This is a genomic window from Xanthomonas bromi (genome assembly GCF_900092025.1).
GTDB lineage: Bacteria > Pseudomonadota > Gammaproteobacteria > Xanthomonadales > Xanthomonadaceae > Xanthomonas > Xanthomonas bromi.
Genome location: NZ_FLTX01000035.1, coordinates 58972 through 74471, shown reverse-complemented (window position 1 = coordinate 74471; position 15500 = coordinate 58972). Strand labels below are relative to the sequence as shown.

Sequence of the window (15500 nt, the reverse complement as noted above, 5' to 3'; positions counted from 1 at the left end):
GGCAGCGTGCGATGGATGCCGCGGTGGTCGGCGTTGCGCATGCAATGTGAGCCACACATGCCGTGTGACGCGTCAAGCATGCCGGCAACCGACCACGCCGATAGAACGTTGCGCCGACCAACGCAGTGCTTGCGTTAGCGCCGCCGCGTCGGCGGAACCTTGCTGCGCTTCTTGCCCGGCGAAATTGGCGCAGACGCTTCGCTGGCCAACGCGCCGCCGGTGTGCAGCTGCTCCAGCCACGACAACGCATCCACATAGCCAAGAAAATGTTGCAGGTAGCCGGGCGAGCGTTCGCGCATCAGCGTGATGCAGCGATGCACCAGCACGCTGGAATTGAGCGGGCCGGCATCCTTGGGCGCATCCTGTAGCGACTGCCGTACCTGGCTGGCGGTCCGCACGGTGGTCCAGGTGCGACGGAAATCGTCGAGCGCCGGCAGCTCAGGAAACAGCATGGCATCTGCGCTGGCGGTCTTGCGACTGTCCACTTCCATCAATGCTGCATGGCCGGTCATCTGCGCGGTGAGTGCACCCAATGCGCTGGGCTGTGCCGCCGCTGGCGCCGCCGCATCGGTGGAGGCGCGGCGACGGGAAGGTTGCTTTAGCGCTGTCGCATAGCCATCGACCAATGCGCCGAGTTTGTCTTCGAGGACCTCACGCACTGCGTCGGCTTGCGTGTCGGCACGCGCTGCCAGGGACTCCATCAGATGGAAGCGCACTGGATCCAGTCGATTGGCGCCCTGGTCGCGCCAGCGCTGCAATTGCGTACGCGCAGAAATCGCCGGCTTGCTCATCGTGGTGCAGCGGCCGCAGCGGGCCGAGTCGACGACGCTGCACGCGACGACGATGGACGCGCGATCGGCGCAATCTCCACGCGGCGGTTCTTCGCACGACGGGCTTCGTCGGCGTTGGAGTCCACCGGTTGCTGCGAGCCGAATGCGGCTGCGAACACCGATGCCGCCGGTACCCCTTCGGCGATCAATGCACGCGTCACCGTGAGAGCGCGTTGCGCGGACAGTTCCCAGTTGTCGGCGTAGCGACGATTGCCACCCAACACCGGGCGGTCGTCGGTGAATCCGCTGACCATCAGGATCTCTTCGCGCGCGCGCAGGTACTGCGCCAATGGTGCGGCGAGCGACTTCAGCACCTCGCGCCCTTCCGGCTCCAGTTCATCGGAGTTGAACGCAAACAGCACGTTGCCGCGAATGCCGATACGACCATCGACCAGGGTCACGCGGCCGGCCGCCAGCGGTGCGGCCAGTGCCTGCTCGAGCGTCTGCCGACGTCGCGCTTCGGCCTGACGTTGTTTGACTTCTGCATCCAGGCGGCTGGACAGTTGCAACTGCACGCCGATCACGCCGACCAGGATCAGCACGAACGCGCCCAGCAGGACCGACATCAGATCGCCGAACGCCGCCCAGATGGGGGTGCCGGCATCGCCGTCGCTTTCGATCTCGTCGCTCATGCCGTTTCTGCTTCGCCGGTATCGCGACGCCCGCGATCGAGCTGGCGTAGTTCTTCGATGATCTGCTTCTGCGAGAGCATGCTGAGGTCGACCACTTCGCGTGCCTGTGCCACGTAATAGGCCAGCTGGTCGTCGCTGCGTGCCAGCGACGCATCCAATGCAGTCGCAACGTGCTGCAGGCGCGCATTGAGTTCGCTGGTGGTGCCGCTGAAGAGCTGCACCGCCACGCCGAAGGCTTCGCCCAGGCTGGCCACTTCCACCGCGCTGCCGCTGACATGCGCGGCCACCGCGCCGAGCTTGCCGGTTTCGCTGCCGATCTGCTCGGTGAGCTGACTGCCCACGCGCTGCAGCAGGTCCGCCGAAGTGGTGACCAGTGCATCGACCGCTTCGCGTTGTTCGGTCGAGGCGTGATTGACTGCGTTGAGCAAGGTGTCCAGGGTCGCAAGCAGTTTGCTACGTTCTTCCAGCATGGCGGTATCGCGCACCATGCTTTCGGACAGGTTCTGGCGCAACTCTGCGACGACATCGGCGGCGGCCTTGGGCGCTTCGGAGGCGATCTGCATCAGGCGCGACACTTCGGTGATCGTCGCGCTGGCCTGTGCCTGCGCCTGTGTCGACAACGCGCTGGCGGTGCTGGCCAGGGTGTCGCAGACGGCCTGCTGTTGTTGGGCAACGCGCTCGCCGGTCTGTTCCCACTGTGTGATCAAGGCCGTGCTCATCGCGCCGAAGCGCTCGCTCCACAACGCCAGGCGCTCGGTGTCGCGCGCTTCCAATGCCGCCTGCAGGTCGGTGTGCGATTGCTGCAAAGTGCCGACCAGGGCCGCCGCATGCGCATCGAAACTGGCAGTGGCCGCGGCGAGTGCACCGTGGTGGTGGCTGGACAACGTGGCGCTAGCCCGTTGTTGCTGGGCCAGTGCATCGCTCCACGCACTGGCGGTGTCGCTGCTGGATTGCTCCATGCGTTGCGAGACCGTATCCACCAACGCGGCGGAGCGTGCCTCGAAGGTGTTGGCGAATTGCGTGAGCGTGGTTTGCAACTCGTGCGTGAGCGCGTGATTGGCGCGCTGCTGTTCGGCCACCGCTGCCGTCCATGTGGCCGCTGCAGTGGCGGTGCTGGTGTCGAAGCCGCGACTCAAGCCAGCCAGCTGGCGCTGCACGGCCTGCTGCACGCCTTCGTGCAATGCGCTGGTCTGTTGCGCCAGTTGCTCGAGGGTCGCGTGCAGTTGCGTGCTGAGCGCTTCGGTGGCGCGTTGCTGCTCGGCAAGCACGGCGGCCCAGGTATCTGCGGTGGCTACGGTGCTGCGGGCAAAGCCATCGTTGAGTGCGCTCAACTGCTGCTGCACTGCCTGGCTGACGCTGTCCTGCACGGCAACGCTGCGCTGGTCGATCTGTTCCAGCGTGCCCTGCAACTGCTCGGTCAACGTGTGCTGCGTCCGTTCCTGTGCGGCCAATGCCACCTGCCATTGTTCGGCCGCCGTACGTGCGCTCTGCTCAATGGCGGCACTGACCCCGTGCAACTGCTGCTGCACCGCGCCGCTCACGCGTTCCTGCAAGGCAACGCTGTGCCTGGCAAGTTGTTCCAGCGTGGTTTGCAGCTGTGCGTTGTGGGTCTGCTGTGCGCGCTCCTGCGCCGCCAACGCCGTACTCCAGTGCTCGGCTGCGGTGCTGGCGCTGGTGTGAAAGCCGTGGGTAATGCCGTCCAGCTGTTGCTGTACGGCCTGCGTGACGTGCGCCTGCAATGCGGCGGTGTCGCGCGCGATGCCGGCCATGGTGGCTTCCATCGCCGGCTGCAACGCCGCGCCGACGGCGCGTGCGCTTTCGGCGACACCGGCGTGCAGCGATTGCTCCATTGCCGTCGCGAGCCGCGCATACGCCGCTTCGCTTTTTGCGTGGAAGTCGGCCTGCTGTGTGGCCAGGCGTTCGTCGGCGGCGATGCTGTGCTGTTCGATGTTGTGCATCAGCGCCTGCAGCCGGTCGATCAAGGCCGGCATCAAGGCGCTTTGCTGTTGCTGCAACTTGAACGCTTCGCTACGTTGATGCGCATCCGAATGCGGGTGCAGTTCGGCGGCGATCTTCAGATCCAGCCGCTGCACTGCCTGCAGGCGCTCGCGCCGGCACAGTGCCGACAACAGCCCCAGCATGGCCGATGTCGCCACGCCGGCGATCGAGGTGCCGAACGCAAATGCCAGGCCTTCCACCGGTGCGGCGAGCGAGCCGCGAATCGCCTGCAGGTCGGTGGCGCTCTGCAATGCAAAGCCGGTGCCCTTGAGCGTGGCCATCATGCCTAGCAAGGTGCCGAGCATGCCCAGCAACACCAGCAGGCCGACCAGATACGGCGTCAGTACCGGTGCCGGCAACGCGACACGCTCGCCCTTGATGCGCAGGCGCACCGCATTGCGCAGGCCGGGGTGTATCGCCTGCAGCCAATCGCTCAGGGCCGAAGGCGCCGTGGTCAGCCCATCGACTGCCGCTTCCAGCGTCGCAGTTGCTTGGCGGTAGCGATACAGCTCCAATGCGCCGGCCACATAACAGGCGCCGATCACCGCCGCGACGCAGGCGCCCAGCGGGTTGGAGCCCAGATAGCCGATGCCGACCCAGCACACCGCCAACAGGCCGACGAGAAACACACACACGTGTACGAGAGTTTTGAACATGACGTCCCAGTTAGCGGGTACGAAGCGCTGCAAGCAGACCTTCGATCGGGTGAAAACGAACATCCAGTTCGGCGAGCAACACGCTCTGCATGTCTTTGCGGAAGACATCCAGCCAGCCATCGGACACCGCGCGTGGAGCGGCATCGTCATCGGCATGCTGGTGGTGCGCCTGCGCGGCATCGCGCAGGCGTTCGAAATGTGCGCCGAGCAGGTTCGGCACGGTGTTCAACAGGCTCTGCTCGCGCGGGCTCAGGGTGAGTTCCATCACCGCATCTACTTCGGCCAACCGCGCCATGTCGGGTGAGACCAATGCAAGCAGATCACGCAGGCGACCGCGCAAATCGCCGGTAACGGTGCGCATGGCGCGTTGCATGGCCAGGTAATGCTGCCGGAACGGCGCGTAATCGGGCATGGCGATCGGCGCATCTGCGAGCGCGGCGTCGCGGGCTTCGACGCGCGCGCGCGCGATGAGCGCGTCCAGATCGGCCACACTGCTGGTGGCCAGCCCGGCGCGCACGCGCGTGCACGCCTCGGCATCGAGCGGGCGCGGTTCGGGCAGGTCGTCGCTGTCGGGCAGCTTGCCATCCAGCGCCTTGGACACCGCAACCGCACGCGTCCAGTCGATCCACTGGCTGAGTCTGTCGGCCAGCGCGTGGTTGGATTGGGCGATGTGCGCGTCGCTGAGGCGAGCAAGCAGGCGAATGAACGCCGGGCCCGACAAGGGCGCCCGTGGAGAAACTTTCGCCATTCTTCCGGTCAAAAACCCGGAATTTTACACGGGAATGCACACAGGCCGGTGCGTTCCGCAGGAGCTGTGGGCGGGCCGCCGGGTCCAGGCGGGGTGGCATTCAGCTAGGTGGGTTGCGGGCCACCGTGTGGCGGCGGCCTGGCATCCTGCGCTACTCGTGACCGTGCGCAGGGCTGTGGCGCAAGCAGACCCAACCTTAAGCCTCGCGCAGCGTAGCCGGTCGGGTTCCGTAACAAATTCAGGTTCGGATCTCCGGCCGTCTGGCTGACCCTGTTTTGTAAGGTGAACGGGTATAAGCTGCGGACCGGGGAAATCCTCCAACGAGGTAACACAATGGACCGCTCCGACATCCAAGTGTCCGATCTGCTGGTCTTGGAACTGCAAGGGTTCCACGATGCCTATGGCAATGGGGCGGACTTCTGGGACGCGTATCAACGCATCATGGGCATCGCGGCGCAGGCCGGCGGCAACGTGGTTGCGTTGGCCAACGAAATGGCCTCGCTGGCACAAGGGTTTGGCGCGATCAAGCGCGCACAACTGCTGTAGCCGTCGATTGCCTGACGAGATGGCCGCGCCTCGCGGGGTGCATGATGTCGCGTTCTGCGGTGATGGGCTGCTCGCGCATATGCGTGCAGGGTTGCGCAGATCGCGCGCTGCCTTGGCGCGTTGGTGTCGTGATCGCCGCGCATCTTGCTTGGCGTCGGGGATCGCGGGTGCCAGATCCGTGTAGGCGTCGGCGATGCATCCAGCTACGGAGCACGCAGCACGCTTTACCGTGCGATGCGATCCCTGTCGCCGCCCAGCAGGTCTCGCGCTGCAGATAGTGCATCCGAATCGGCAGACGCAAGACGCGTGCTGCCGCTGCGCTGTTTACTCGGCGTCGGCTTTGGCGGCCGGTTTGACTGCCGCGATGGGCGCTGCCTCTGGCGCGCCGCGCTTTTTCTCACGACGCAACGGCGTATCGCCCAGGCGTTCGATTGCGCCACCGGATTGCTGGAACGCTTCCAGATCGGCGGCCAAACGCTGTTCGGACAATCGCGGCTTGCCTGGCTGATTACTGACGGTCATCGACTGGCGGCGGGAATTATTCATCGCGAATCCTCATGCGTTGTAAAGCGTCAAGGGAATGCCCCGGCGGCGTTGGTCGTCGTAGGTGGCACGCACGTCGCGGCAATACGGGCCGGACATGACGAAACGCCGGCAGATCGCCGGCCGCGTCTCGTAGATCGAGCAACACATGCGCGCAGCGTCGATGGCCACGCACCAGCCTTCCTCGTCGCGCGCCATCACGTGCAAGCCTTGCGGCGTGACGCTGGTGAGATGGTGTGGGATACGGTCGGATGGATCGACCAGGACGGTGAGCCGGCAACAGACGGCGTCGCAGCGTTCGCAGAGATTGTCGATGGAAAAGGCCAGAGTGAATGAGGGCGACACCGGATTCCGGTCGCCAACGCACCATACACCCTGGGCGCGTCAGGGTGTGAACCGACGCCGCGTGGCCGCACGCATGCGGTACAGCTTGTAAAGGTGCGCGCTGTGTTGGGTGGGCACCAGAATTCGGAACATCGCTGCCTGCGGCAACCAGTGCGCCCGCGCTGCCTCGAAGGCGCACGCACGGATCACGCATGCGGTGCGGCCTGTGAGCAAGACAAGCGCTGGGCTGTGCCGCATCTGGCGGTCATGCGTGGCCGCACCCGATGCGCCGTGTGTCGCGCACTACGTTGCCTTTGTCGTTGATCTGCGAAGACGCTTTTCACCTGTGCCAACGCAGCGCGCCGTAGCGTGGTGGTCCACCTCACGTCGCAGGAAACAGACATGGATACATTCAACCCCAATCCATCCACGCACGGACAAACCGATGCTCACGACGAAGCGCAGCACGACCACGACAAGCAGGACGCGCTACAAGACGAAGCGGTGGAAGAAACCTTTCCGGCCAGTGACCCCGTCTCGCCGTTCGTGCCGGCCAAACCGCTGGACTGAGCCTGTGCGGCAGGCGCTCGCCCGCCGCGGAAAAAAGCAGATGGCGCGGTCGATAACCGCGCCATCTGCGTCTGCAACATCCGCGCGATTACGGCGTCAGCACGACCTTACGGCAATCGTCCTGCTTCTTGTCGAATAGCTCGTAGCCGCGCGCCGCATCTGCCAGTGGCATGCGGTGTGAAATGATCGAATTGGGTTTGAGCTCGCCATTGCCGATGCATTCCAGCAAATGCGGCATATGCTTCTGCACATGCGTTTGGCCCATCTTGAAGTTCAGTCCCTTATCGAACGCGTCGCCAAACATGAAGGCGTGGATGAAACCCGCATACACACCCGGAACGCTCACCACACCGCAGCGACGGGTTGCGGCAATGCACTGCCGGATCGCAACGCCGCTGCTGCCTTCCAGTTTCAAATTCGTCAATGCAGTTTCGATCGCGCTGCCTTCGGCCTCGAAGCCGACTGCCTCGATGCTGGCATCCACGCCCCGGCCGTTGGTCTGCGACACGATGACATCGGCGGGATCGTCGACCTCGTCGAAGTTGATCGGAATCACGCCATAGGCCTTGGACGCAAAGTCCAGCCGATAGGCATGCCGGTCGACCATGAAGATGCGTTCGGCCCCCAGCATGCGGCAGCACGCGGCGGCCATCAGGCCCACCGGACCGGCACCGAAGATGGCAACGGTGGAGCCCTGTTTGACGCCGGCATCGATCACGGCCTGATAGCCGGTCGGCAGGATGTCGGACAGGAACAAGACCTGCTCGTCATGCAGGGCATCCGGTACGACCAGTGGGCCGACATTGGCCTTGGGCACGCGCACGTATTCTGCCTGACCACCGGACAAGCCACCGTATAAATGACTGAAGCCGAACAACGCCGCGGGCGGGCGCATGTCCTTGTGATTGAGCGCCGCGCCCTTCCCGGTATTGGTGGTTTCGCAGGCCGAATATTCCTGCAACACGCAATGGAAGCAGCGGCCGCAGGCGACCACGAATGGAATCACCACGCGGTCGCCTGGCTTGACCGCCGTAACATCCGGACCTACCTCCTCGACGATGCCCATAAATTCGTGACCGAGGATGTCACCGGGGTGCAGGTCGGGAATCTTGCCGTGGTACAGATGCAAATCCGACCCGCAGATGGCGGTGGCGGTGACGCGCAGGATCAGGTCGTCGCGTTCGACCAAGAGTGGATCCGGCACGGTTTCGACTCGCACATCGTGTGAGCCGTGATAGTTGAGGGCGAGCATGTCTTCTCCTGTGGGCGCTTCAGCGCGGCAACGTCCTGCAGTGTTCGTGCGACCGCGTTAAGTCCGTCAGCACAGTGCGTGGGCGTGATGTGGACGCGCTCGCTTTCCCGACGCCGTGTTGATGCGCAGGTCACGTTTGGATAACTCCCGCACTCGCAGGCTGGTTCGACATGTTTGAACGCACGGAAGCAGTTTGCGCATCCATTGCGAACGCGACAATCAACGACCGCCGGGCGCGCTTCAAAGGCGCGATCAACAGGAGACAGTCATGGGACTTTTCAAGATGGTGACCGCAGGCGCGGTGGGGTATGTGGCGTACAAGGCCTGGCAGCGTCGCCAGGGTCAGGCAAGCGTTACACAAGGCGTGCAGCAAGCCCAAGGCGTGCAGCAAGACATGGCGACGATCGTTGGTGCCACGCCACCGCATGGCGATCCGTTGCGCGGCAGCGTAGGGGATGCGCGCGACCGCAAGCAGGCACTGGGCGCGCTGGCCGTGTTCCATGAGAACGAGCGTACGCTCGCGCAACTGGCGGTGGTCAAGGGCGTTGAGGGAGAGGTGCTTGCTTTCGCGCGCAAGATGGACGACGCCCATAGCGCCGCGCTGACCGACCTGAGCCGTTTTGCACCGGACCGCAACGGCACGCTTGGTCGAGCCGCCGCCGCAGGTGCGGCGGCGGCGCGCAAGCGCCTGCAGGATCTGCATGGGCAGCAGTTCGAATCGCAGTATCTGCAGGCCAGCGTGGATGGTCATGAACAGGCGCTGGCCTTGCTCGACACGCAGTTGAGCAGCGAGCCAGGTTCCAGTGATCTGGGCAAGGAGTTGCAGCACGCACGTGAGACCATTGCCGAGCATCTTGAGCACGCCAAGTCGCTGCGCGCAAAACAGCGCCAGCCGCACTGAGCGCATAACGCGTCGGCGCATCAGAGTGATTTGTAGGGTGCCGTGCGCGCGCCACTGCAAGGCGCAAACTAGGAGTTGCAAAGGTAAACCCTCTGCGTGAGCGCAGACGGCGACAGCGCGTGATGTACGTAGAAACGGAAACAGGCAGCGAGCGCTGCCTGTTTTTTTCGAAGAAGATGATGTGCTTGCACGGTTGGTCGCGTTCTTCAACGCATGGAAGCCCGACATGTTGGCGCGCTCTGCGTCCACTTCGTCATGCACCGTGCAGATGTGCGCGCAAGGCTGCGCAAGTAATCTGACGCCACGCCGACGACCCTCACGATCAGCAGCAAACAAAACGAAACCACGAAGAACGCCAGCATTACTCAATGAGTGACGCGGGCTTGAAGTGACGCGGGCTTGGTATCGGTGCGACTGCGTTATAGCGTCACGGCACCACCGGAAATGGTCAGCAAGGTGCCCGAGGTATAACTGGCGGTATCGGCGGCCAGCATCACGTAGGCGGATGCCAGCTCGACCGGCTGACCAGGGCGCCCCATCGGCGTTTGCGAACCGAAGTTTTGCACCGATTCCTCGTCCATGCCGGAGGGAATGAACGGCGTCCAGATCGGGCCAGGCAGCACCGCGTTGACGCGGATGCTCTTGTCGGCCAACACGCCGGCCAGGCCGATGGTGAGGTTGGCCAACGCGCCCTTGGTTGCCGCATAGGGAAGGATGTTGGGCGTGGGTTTCTTCGACTGCACCGAAGCGGTGTTGATGATGGAGCCGCCATCGGTCATCAGCGGCACCGACAGGCGTACCAGGTTGAAGACCGCATGCACGTTGGTGTCGAACGTCTTGCGCCACTCGTCCAGCGTGATGTCGTCGAAACTTTCGAAGTACGTCTGGTAGCCGGCGTTATTGACCAGGATATCCAGTCCGCCAAATGTGCTGTTTACCTGATCGATCAAGGCGCCCGCCTGATCGGGATCGCTGATGTCGCATCCCACCAGCAGCGCCTTGACCCCGGCTTTTTCGATCAACGCGCCAATTCGCGCGGCATCTTCGTGCTCATCGGGCAGGTAGGCGATCGCTACATCGGCGCCTTCGCGTGCATAGGCAATGGCGACCGCAGCACCGATCCCGCTGTCGCCGCCAGTGATCAGTGCACGCTTGCCTTTCAGCTGGCCGTGGCCCACGTAGCTGTCTTCGCCATGGTCCGGGCGCGGATCCATCTTCTCGGTGCGGCCGGGAAAGCTCTGTTGCTGCGGCTTGAACGGCGGACGTGGATAGTTGGGTACGGGCATTGTCGCCTCCTGCTGGTGAGATCGTTGGTTGGTCGTGAGTGTGGGCACGCAAACGTAAACATCCGGGCTAAGCGGTGTCGGCGCCGCGTGTGCTGCATGTCACCAGCTGCAGTCACCTTATCGACGATGTCGCTGCGCGCGCACAAAGGCGATTGCAAATAAACTTCATGCGTCTTTATTGAGGACGCCCGATACTGCGCGTATCGTCAGGAGGTCATCCATGTTCTTGCGTCGGAATGGACTGTCGTTGTGTCTGCTTGCGCTGACCGTGCTCTTCATTGCCGGCCAGATCTACGCCGGGCTGCACACCTACAACGACGAGTTGCGCGAACAGGGGCAGCCTACGCTGCTCCTGTGTGCATATCTGAGCAGCCCGCATTTCATGTCTGCCTTGTTCGAGAATTGGGAGAGCGAATTTCTGCAGATGGGCATGTATGTCCTGCTGACCGTGAAGTTGCGCCAGGTGGGCTCGGCTGAATCGCGCCCGCTGGATCCCGCCGAAGAAACCACCGGCATCAAACCCGGACCCACACCTTGGCCGGTACTTGCCGGCGGGGTGTGGCGACGCCTGTACGAGCACTCGCTGGCGATCGCGTTCGGGGCGTTGTTCCTGATGAGCTTCGCGCTGCATCTGATCGGTAGCTGGCGGCTGGAGGTGCTGGAGCGTGCGCAGAAGGGAGTGCCACCGATCACGCTGCTTGAGCACTTCACCAGCGCATCGTTCTGGTTCGAATCGATGCAGAACTGGCAGAGCGAATTCCTGGCGGTGTTCTCGCTGGTGGTGTTGACCATCTGGCTACGGCAAAAGGATTCGCCGCAGTCCAAGCCGGTAGAAGCGCCGCATTCGCAGACCGGCGCGTAGCGCGGCGAGCGACCTGTCGCGCGGCTGCCAGCCTGACATATCGATGCATGTGCCATCACGTCGTCGTGCATCACCACACCCGCACTTTCACGCCGCCCTCGGCTGCGTTCACCACATTGCAATGCGTGCACACCTAGCGTGTGCTCACGACACGCAGGAGAAGAGCATGGGTAGCGAACCGAAGAAGCCGTGGGGTCCGCAGGACGATCAGAAAAAGCCGTTCACGCCGCAGGAGCATCGCAACGAGGATGCCGAATGGAAGGTCCACGACATGCCCGACGAGGATCGTGACGTGAACAAGGCCGATCCCGAGCACGACTACGAACGGCCGGATGGATCGGAGAAACGCTGATTTAGATGAGCAGCATCATGACAGCGCTCGCAGATGCCGGCGTTGTCCATGTCAGCGGCTTGCGTGTCGGTTCGCGCTGCATTCCGCACTTGTGTGAAGGAATGCATCGGCGCTCAGCAGGAATGGCGATAGCTCACGTGGGCAGCGATCATGCCGCGGAACACGGTGCGACCACATCGGATGGTCGAGCATCAGTGGCTGCACTACCACAGCGCCCGCCATCGGGACGACCTGCGACGAAGGAGCGAGCGTCTGGCGCTAGCGAGGCGACGGCAAGCGGAGCTGGCAACGGTACCGCGCGCGCATGCGTGCTTTGCAGTATCGGTTGACGATCGCGCTGCGGCGCATCCAGCGCACTGCGACAGGCATGCGTGCAGCATGCGCGGAGCGAGCGACTTACCGAATCGTGCGCAACAGTGCATTCCAGTCAGGCGAACCCTGCCTTCGAATGTGTGATAACCAGGCTGGCCCGACGCGGTTTTCTGACGGATTCATGCGGCGCCATCGCAACGTCGGCTTAGATGAGCCACGGCTGATATCCTGCGGCACTGCACCCAAGCGAGCTGAGCCAGCGCTCGATCAACGCGGCATCCGCCCCTGGACTGGCGTGACTGACGTTTCAAACTTTGCACTCCTTTGCGTTTCGACATTTCCGAAGCGGCGACCGATCCGAACCGTGACGCTTGGCACTGGCGCAATCGAGCCCTTCCATGCGTACTCTCACAAGCGGTGAATCAGAGCGGGCTCGACTTGGGGAAGAGCGCCGCACCCGACGCATATTGCGACAGCAGCAGGCAACTCCGATGTGGCGTATCAGCGTATTTCGCGCGGCCGTCACAATTCTCAACTGAACATGTATCAGTCATTGCGGACAGAAGCGCTCATGGACCGTCTTTCCTGCGCCATCATCGACGACGACGTGGAGTTCTGCGATCAGGTGGTTGAACTCGCCACCGATAGCGGCTTCCTTGCCAAGGGTATCCACACCCTTGGCGAGGCCAGCCGCTGGCTGGACAGCAACTTTCCCGATCTGTTGGTGGTGGATGTTGGTCTGCCAGACGGTAGCGGTTTCGATCTGATCGAACGGCTCGCCCCGGATCACACCCCGCAGATCGTCGTGGTGTCGGGTGATTACGCGCGTGAAACTCAAGGCCGTGCGCAGCAGTTCGGGGTCAGCGAATTCTTGACCAAGCCATTCGCGCCGGAACGTCTGGAGCGTGTGCTCGGCGGGCTGCGCGACGCGCAACAAGGCAACCTGGGCATCGTCGGCACCAGCGACAGTATCGTGATGCTGCGCAAGGACATCGTGCGCGTGGCGCCGACCGATTTGAATGTACTGGTGACCGGCGAAACCGGCACCGGCAAGGATCTGGTTGCGCGCGCCATCCATCGCGTGTCCGGCCGCAGCGGCCGCTTCGTGCCGGTCAACTGCGGCGCCATTCCGGAGGAGTTGCTGGCCAGCCAGTTGTTCGGCCACGAGCGCGGCAGCTTCACCGGCGCCGACCGGCGGCATGCCGGGTTCCTGGAGCAGGCCGCCGGCGGCACGCTGTTCCTGGACGAAATTGGCGAGATGCCCAAGCGGCTGCAGGTGTATCTGCTGCGGGCGATCGAATCGCGCAGCTTCGTGCGCGTGGGCGGCAACGAGGAAATTGCGCTGGATGCGCGCGTGGTTGCGGCCACCCATCAGCATGTGCAGCGCGAGCAGGCAGTGCTGCGCGAGGACCTGTTCTACCGTCTCAACGAATATCCGATCCAGGTGCCGCCGTTGCGCGAGCGCCGCGGCGATGCGCGGCTGCTGGGGCTGCGCGTGATCGACGAGCTCAACGTCAAATATGGCAAGCGCAAATTGCCGACCAAGTCGCTGCTGCGCTATCTGGCGTACCACACCTGGCCGGGCAACGTGCGCGAGCTGCGCTCGTTTATCCATTATCTGTATCTGCGCTCCGATGGAGATCTGTTGACCGCGCCGGATGTGGAGCAGACCGTGCCGCAGGCCGACGAAGATGGCTTGCTGATTCCTGCCGGCTGGACCATGCGTCAGGCCGAGGACGCGATGATCGAATCGGCATTGGCGCGCACGCGCTTCAACAAAAAGGCCGCAGCGCGCGAATTGGGCATCAGCGTGCGTACCCTGCATAACCGGCTCAGCGACAAGGATGCGGAGTGACTGACGCACCGCACGGGCAGCGGCGCGCGCTGCTGCACCAGTTGCGCAACCGTCTCAACGTGATGGGCTTTGCGTTGTACGCATTGCGCAACGAAACGTCCAACAAGCCGCTGGAAACGCTGCGCACCGCCCATCAGTCCGCAGTCGAGCTGCTCAATCAGCTTGGCGAAGAAGAGCGCGCCCTGCAGCAGGCCGGCGAACATGGCGGCGAAACCGCGCCTGGCGCAACTACCGATCATTGATTGGCCGGCCTGGTCTGGCGACGAACCCAGCGACACGCGGCTGGAACGCGGGATCCAGTTGCCGGTCAGTCCGGTGAACGGTCGAAACGCATGAGGCGCGGATGCTGTGCTGAAGCAGCGTGATGGATGCAGAAAAGTATGGCGGCGGAATCCGCGATGAGCGTGATTGGGCGGATGCAGGCTGCCTTGCGCCGATGAAGGCGGAAGCGACCATCGACGCAGCAGCCAACGCGATGCGCTACGCATGAAAACACGCCTTTCTGCATTTGCTTGCAGTGGGCGCGTGCTGCAGCAGCTTCTGGTGCAGATGCAAAGACCGCACGGCATGCATGCGCACAGCTCACAGAAAGGATTACGCAATCATGCATATCCTGCGACCTGCCGGTCCTCGTAGCGCTTCCGCCGAAACCCAAGCTGCACCCAGCTATTGCAGTGCACGCCCTTGCCAGGCGGATCAACCTTCGTCGTGCCTACCGCATCCGGATTTTTCGTTCCTACCAGCTCCTGCGCAATGCAATGAAAAAGCCCGGAGTGTGATCGCCCCGGGCTGGTGATGAGCGCGGGCGCCCATCGGGTTTACCGTTGGATATCGCCGGTGGTGGAGCCAGCACCGGGGCCGGCGCCCAGGTCGGCACCCGTGACGCGGTCCAGCTCCGGATTGGAGAGCAGGCGCTCGGACATGGCATTCAGCGCCGCGGTCTGCGTGGCATCCAGTGCCACCGTGGCCGAGCCATCGCCTCCATCCACTGCGGCCTGCGACTCGCGGTCCGTCACCACGTCCCATTGCTCGCCGACATTCCATGGGCCGATCATGTCGCCTTCGCCTTGCGAGGTGTTGTAGTACGTGTCGGTGAAACGCGGGTCGCCCGGCAGCTTGCCCGGGGGGAAGTTCGGCTCGATCGCGTAAAGCGCCTTTTCGAACGACTTCTGATGCGCCACCTCGCGCGTCATCAAGAAGCGCAGCGCATCCACGATGCCCGGATCGTCGGTGACATTGATCAGGCGCTCATAGACCAGCTTTGCACGCGCTTCGGCGGCAATATTGGAGCGCATGTCGGCAGTTGGGCAGCCGATGCTGTCGACGTACGCAGACGTCCACGGCACGCCGCTGGAATTCACCAAGGCCGGGCCGCCGCCATAGAGAATCTGCTGCGTATGGCTGGTGCTGTTCTGGGTCATGGTGCGCATCTCCATGGCCTCTTCCATACCTTCGGAGAGCACCGCCTTCGGCCCCTTGTTGAGCATGGCGATGATCGAACCAATGATCTCCAGATGGCTGAGCTCTTCGGTGGCGATGTCGAACAGCAGATCCTTGCGGCCCGGATCGTTTTCACCCAACGCCTGGGTGAAATAACGCATCGCAGCGGCGAGTTCGCCCTGCGGTCCGCCAAACTGTTCCAGCATCAACGTCGCCAGATCCGGATTGGGTTGGGCGACGCGGACGGTGTACATCAAACGCTTGTTGTGCATGAACATAGGGGGTGCTCCATGGCTGGCGCCCGGCAACGACAACTGCTCAGGGAGCGTGCAGAGACGTGGGGCTGGCTATTTGGGGTGCAGGCGAGGCAGGGCGGCGAGTGTCGCCCTGCGC

General features: G+C 63.5%; 17 protein-coding genes. 8 read left to right on the top strand and 9 right to left on the bottom strand.

Annotated elements, in window-relative coordinates; genetic code table 11:
• Window positions 1-134: 134 nt before the first annotated feature.
• The 4 genes from XBLMG947_RS11050 to XBLMG947_RS11035 are packed head-to-tail and all read right to left on the bottom strand — an operon-like array spanning window position 135 to window position 4864.
• Window positions 135-791, bottom strand: coding sequence for a DUF2894 domain-containing protein (locus XBLMG947_RS11050; protein ID WP_065468618.1), 657 nt, complete (start codon window positions 789-791; stop codon window positions 135-137).
• Entirely contained in the window at window positions 788-1462 is a 675-nt protein-coding gene (locus tag XBLMG947_RS11045) for an OmpA family protein (protein WP_065468616.1), read from the bottom strand. The genes XBLMG947_RS11050 and XBLMG947_RS11045 overlap by 4 nt, the downstream gene beginning before the upstream one ends.
• Window positions 1459-4116 carry a DUF802 domain-containing protein gene (locus XBLMG947_RS11040; protein WP_065468614.1) on the bottom strand — a complete coding sequence of 886 codons (2658 nt, stop codon included), beginning with the start codon at window positions 4114-4116 and terminating at the stop codon, window positions 1459-1461. Before XBLMG947_RS11040 ends, XBLMG947_RS11045 begins: the two co-directional genes overlap by 4 nt.
• Before the next feature lie 10 nt (window positions 4117-4126).
• Complete coding sequence (locus tag XBLMG947_RS11035) at window positions 4127-4864, bottom strand: DUF3348 domain-containing protein (protein WP_065468612.1); 738 nt, start codon at window positions 4862-4864, stop codon at window positions 4127-4129.
• Between the two features lie 333 nt (window positions 4865-5197).
• Between XBLMG947_RS11035 and XBLMG947_RS11030 the strand changes: the two genes are divergently transcribed.
• On the top strand, window positions 5198-5410 hold the full coding sequence (locus tag XBLMG947_RS11030; protein WP_065468609.1) for a hypothetical protein: 213 nt from the start codon (window positions 5198-5200) through the stop codon (window positions 5408-5410).
• Between the two features lie 324 nt (window positions 5411-5734).
• Here the strand turns inward: XBLMG947_RS11030 and XBLMG947_RS11025 are convergent, their stop codons facing one another.
• Both XBLMG947_RS11025 and XBLMG947_RS11020 read right to left on the bottom strand, forming a co-directional pair.
• Entirely contained in the window at window positions 5735-5956 is a 222-nt protein-coding gene (locus XBLMG947_RS11025; protein ID WP_065468607.1) for a hypothetical protein, read from the bottom strand.
• Between the two features lie 9 nt (window positions 5957-5965).
• A complete protein-coding gene (locus XBLMG947_RS11020) occupies window positions 5966-6298 on the bottom strand; it encodes a YkgJ family cysteine cluster protein (protein WP_245228157.1) in 333 nt (110 codons plus the stop codon).
• A 381-nt stretch (window positions 6299-6679) separates the two neighbouring features.
• Here XBLMG947_RS11020 and XBLMG947_RS23175 point away from each other — a divergent pair, with 381 nt between their 5' ends.
• On the top strand, window positions 6680-6847 hold the full coding sequence (locus tag XBLMG947_RS23175; protein ID WP_065468602.1) for a hypothetical protein: 168 nt from the start codon (window positions 6680-6682) through the stop codon (window positions 6845-6847).
• A gap of 88 nt (window positions 6848-6935) precedes the next feature.
• Here XBLMG947_RS23175 and XBLMG947_RS11005 read toward each other — a convergent pair whose 3' ends face one another.
• Window positions 6936-8099 (bottom strand): zinc-dependent alcohol dehydrogenase, encoded by a 1164-nt coding sequence (locus XBLMG947_RS11005; protein WP_065468600.1) that lies wholly within the window; start codon window positions 8097-8099, stop codon window positions 6936-6938.
• A gap of 268 nt (window positions 8100-8367) precedes the next feature.
• Between XBLMG947_RS11005 and XBLMG947_RS11000 the strand changes: the two genes are divergently transcribed.
• Entirely contained in the window at window positions 8368-9000 is a 633-nt protein-coding gene (locus tag XBLMG947_RS11000) for a DUF4142 domain-containing protein (protein WP_065468598.1), read from the top strand.
• Window positions 9001-9419: 419 nt separating this feature from the next.
• On the opposite strand, the gene XBLMG947_RS10995 is transcribed toward XBLMG947_RS11000, so the two are convergent.
• Entirely contained in the window at window positions 9420-10286 is an 867-nt protein-coding gene (locus XBLMG947_RS10995; protein WP_065468596.1) for an SDR family oxidoreductase, read from the bottom strand.
• A 220-nt stretch (window positions 10287-10506) separates the two neighbouring features.
• Between XBLMG947_RS10995 and XBLMG947_RS10990 the strand changes: the two genes are divergently transcribed.
• The 5 genes from XBLMG947_RS10990 (at window position 10507) to XBLMG947_RS23945 (ending at window position 14157) form a co-directional block, all read left to right on the top strand.
• Window positions 10507-11148, top strand: a complete 642-nt coding sequence (locus XBLMG947_RS10990) for a DUF6766 family protein (protein ID WP_065468594.1) — start codon at window positions 10507-10509, stop codon at window positions 11146-11148.
• Window positions 11149-11314: 166 nt separating this feature from the next.
• A complete protein-coding gene (locus XBLMG947_RS10985; protein ID WP_065468591.1) occupies window positions 11315-11500 on the top strand; it encodes a hypothetical protein in 186 nt (61 codons plus the stop codon).
• Between the two features lie 883 nt (window positions 11501-12383).
• The gene (locus XBLMG947_RS10980; RefSeq protein WP_065468590.1) at window positions 12384-13667 is read left to right on the top strand and encodes a sigma-54-dependent transcriptional regulator; all 1284 of its coding nucleotides are present in this window, start codon (window positions 12384-12386) and stop codon (window positions 13665-13667) included.
• Window positions 13664-13909 carry a hypothetical protein gene (locus tag XBLMG947_RS10975; protein ID WP_065468587.1) on the top strand — a complete coding sequence of 82 codons (246 nt, stop codon included), beginning with the start codon at window positions 13664-13666 and terminating at the stop codon, window positions 13907-13909. Before XBLMG947_RS10980 ends, XBLMG947_RS10975 begins: the two co-directional genes overlap by 4 nt.
• 119 nt (window positions 13910-14028) lie before the next feature.
• The gene (locus tag XBLMG947_RS23945; RefSeq protein ID WP_258077750.1) at window positions 14029-14157 is read left to right on the top strand and encodes a hypothetical protein; all 129 of its coding nucleotides are present in this window, start codon (window positions 14029-14031) and stop codon (window positions 14155-14157) included.
• Window positions 14158-14485: 328 nt separating this feature from the next.
• Here XBLMG947_RS23945 and XBLMG947_RS10970 read toward each other — a convergent pair whose 3' ends face one another.
• Window positions 14486-15385 (bottom strand): manganese catalase family protein, encoded by a 900-nt coding sequence (locus XBLMG947_RS10970; protein ID WP_065468585.1) that lies wholly within the window; start codon window positions 15383-15385, stop codon window positions 14486-14488.
• Between the last annotated feature and the right edge of the window lie 115 nt (window positions 15386-15500).